The sequence below is a fragment of the Brevundimonas sp. genome, assembly GCF_031082345.1.
In the GTDB taxonomy this organism is placed as follows: domain Bacteria; phylum Pseudomonadota; class Alphaproteobacteria; order Caulobacterales; family Caulobacteraceae; genus Brevundimonas.
Map to the genome: position 1 here is coordinate 1 of NZ_JAVHLH010000311.1, position 2877 is coordinate 2877.

At 69.0% G+C, this 2877-nt stretch carries 3 protein-coding genes; all 3 read left to right on the top strand.

Features of this window, described 5'->3' with window-relative positions; translation table 11 throughout:
- Positions 1-439: superoxide dismutase family protein (locus tag RDU12_RS14520; RefSeq protein ID WP_308685338.1), on the top strand; the 439-nt coding region annotated here is incomplete at its 5' end.
- A 46-nt stretch (positions 440-485) separates the two neighbouring features.
- Entirely contained in the window at positions 486-1529 is a 1044-nt protein-coding gene (locus tag RDU12_RS14525; RefSeq protein WP_300289966.1) for a 2OG-Fe(II) oxygenase, read from the top strand.
- Positions 1530-1682: 153 nt separating this feature from the next.
- Positions 1683-2366 carry a hypothetical protein gene (locus tag RDU12_RS14530; protein WP_300289967.1) on the top strand — a complete coding sequence of 228 codons (684 nt, stop codon included), beginning with the start codon at positions 1683-1685 and terminating at the stop codon, positions 2364-2366.
- Positions 2367-2877: the final 511 nt, after the last annotated feature.

Below are 2877 nucleotides of genomic sequence, written 5' to 3' on the forward strand. Positions count from 1 at the left end.
GGTCAATCCGGCGGGTCAGACCGTCGGACGGGCCGTCGTGACGCAGGGGCCGACGGGCGTGCTGATTCGCATCGAGGCGGACGGGCTCACTCCCGGCTGGCACGGGACCCACATCCACGCCACCGGCCAGTGCGCGGCGCCGTTCACCTCGGCCGGCGGCCACATCAACCACGGCGAACCCAAGGCCCCGCATGGCCTGTTGAACCCCGGCGGCCCCGATGACGGCGACCTGCCCAATGTCTTCGCCGACGCCCAGGGGCGCGTCCGGGCCGAGGTCTTCACCCCGCACGCCCGCATCGCCCGCGAGGGCCCGGGCCAGTGGCTGTGGGACGCCGACGGCTCGGCCCTGGTGATCCACGCCGCCATGGACGACCACGTCAGCCAGCCGATCGGCGGAGCCGGCGACCGGGTCGTCTGCGGAGTCATCGCCGCCGGCTAGGCGAGCAGGCTTGTCAGGACGCCGCCCCCCCGGGCATCGTCCCGGCATGGCCCTCCTGCACGGCGATCCCGCCCCGACCTTCGTGGCCGAGGGGCTCAGCAACCCCCGCTATGTGCTCGACACGGCGGCGGGCCGCTACCTGGCGCTGGCCTTCGTCAGGTCGGGCCCGGAGCTCGCCGCCGCCATCCAGCGCCTCGAACAGCGACGCGCCGCCTTTGACGACCTGCACGCCAGCGCCTTCATCGTGATCGTCGGCGAGGATGCGGAGCGCGGCGAGCGGACCGACTCCCTGCCGGGTCTCCGCTTCCTGTTCGACCCGCAGGGCGCGGCGGCGGACCTCTATGATGCGCGCGACGCGGAGCGCTGGATTCTGGTCGACCCCGCCCTTCACGTCATGGCCGCCGTCGGCCCGGAACACGCCGACGCGATGATCGACCGCATCCCGACCCTTCCCCCTCCGGCCGAGCATGGGGGATTCCCGGCCACGGCGCCGGTGCTGGTTGCGCCGCGCATCTTCGAGGCGGCCTTCTGCGAGCGGCTGGTCGCCCTCTATCGCGAGATCGGCGGCGAGCCCTCGGGCTTCATGCGCGAGGTCGACGGCGTCACCACCCTGGTGATGAGCGACGATCACAAGCGACGGTCGGATGTGATCGTCGAGGACGAGGCCATTCAGAAGCAGATGGTCGCCCGCCTGACCCGGCGGCTGATTCCGCAGATCGAAAAAGCGTTCAATTTCAAGCCGACCCGGATCGAACGCTATCTGGTGGCCCGCTACGACGCGGACTCGGGCGGCTTCTTCCGGCCCCACCGCGACAACACCACCCGGGGCACGGCCCACCGCCGCTTCGCGGTCTCGATCAATCTGAACGCCGACTATGAGGGCGGCGATCTTCGCTTTCCCGAATACGGACCGCGCACCTACCGGCCGCCGCCCGGCGGGGCCTGCGTCTTCTCCTGCTCGATCCTGCACGAGGCCACGCCGGTGACCCGCGGCGAACGCTTCGCCTTCCTGCCCTTCCTGTATGACGAGGCGGCGGCGAAAATCCGGGAAGAAAACCTGAAATATCTGGACCCGACGCTGACGGCCTAGCGCCCTTCCGCCCTTGGCCCCCGGGGAGAGTGGCCCGGAGGGTCCGGATGGGGCAGTCCCGAAGCGGACCCACGCGACGGCTGCCAAGGGTGGAGAGCGGACGTTGACCTAGGGCGTGCCCATCTGACAGGTTTCGTCGGGGGCGCAAATTAGATGATCGAACAGGCGGAGCGACCCAACGGAGGTGCGGTCAGGAAGCCGCGCCGCCTTCGCTGGATTTTCCTGGGGCTGTTCGCCCTTCTCTACATCTCGCTGGTTGTGTCGGGACACGGCGTCCTGTTCTGGATTCAGGACACCACGCTGCCGCCCGGCGCGAATGGGCCCTATGGCGTCATCTCGACCTTCCGGTGTCACTATTTCACGGGCACGCGAACCTTCCGGCTCGACACCAGCATGGGGTTCGGCGCGGAGACCTGCTTTGTGCTGAGGCGCGCTCCCGCGTCGCCGCCGGTGTCAGCCGTAGACGCGAAGGCCGTTCTTCCCGATGGCGCGCTGCCGAAGGAGCGATACGTCCGCCGGTATTCGTTGAGAGAGGTCCGCATCGGCGACGACACGCCCTACTTCACCACACAGGGCGCGTTCAATTTCGTTGCGCCACTCCGCGTCTGGGTGGCGGTCTATACGCTCAGCGGTGACGGTTACGAGAAGCATCGGCCGGGCTTGGTGGTGCTGTCCGAGGACGAGGCGATGCCGATGGTCTTTCATGGCGGGTGCAGGGTCGTGAATTTGGTCGCCGACCCGGATGACGGGCAGACTCTGGCGAGTTGGTGCAATGTGGACGACCGGCCCACGGCAGATGGCTCGCTACGGGCGGTGCCCACGTTCATCCGCCGTTGAGGCCAGCGGCCGCTTGTTGCCCAACGATGCCGCTGCCAACGCCCGCAACGGGTCGGAAGCGGTTATGGGCTCCACCTGAAAGACCTTCCCCATTCCCGTCATCCTCGGGCCTGACCCGAGGATCAGACCGTCCGGTGCTCCGTCGAGAGCCTCACGGTCGCGCTCGCGGGGCCGCCACCGTCGCACAGCCCGCCTCTCGCCTCTGATCCTCGGGTCAAGCCCGAGGATGACGACGACGGCGGGTGGATTCCCGAACCCTGCCATCCCTGCCAAACAGCGCCAGACCCTGCCATCCCGTGCACCCGACCCTGAGCGGCGGGGCTCTGACGGAACGCCCATCGGCCGGGAGGCCCGCGAAGGGATCACGCCCGGTAGTCTCGTTTGCCCCCTCCGATCCGTCATTCCGGGGCCGCGTAGCGGAACCCGGAACCCAGGAGATCGCACTGAGAGGGTTAAGGCCCGGCAAGGCCGGTTCCCGGACGCCTGGGTTCCGGGTTCTGTTCCCGGCTAC

Coding starts and splice junctions, on each gene's coding strand:
- RDU12_RS14525 (WP_300289966.1), top strand. CDS start 486: ATGGCCCTCCTGCACGGCGATCCCGCCCCGACCTTCGTGGCCGAGGGG.
- RDU12_RS14530 (WP_300289967.1), top strand. CDS start 1,683: ATGATCGAACAGGCGGAGCGACCCAACGGAGGTGCGGTCAGGAAGCCG.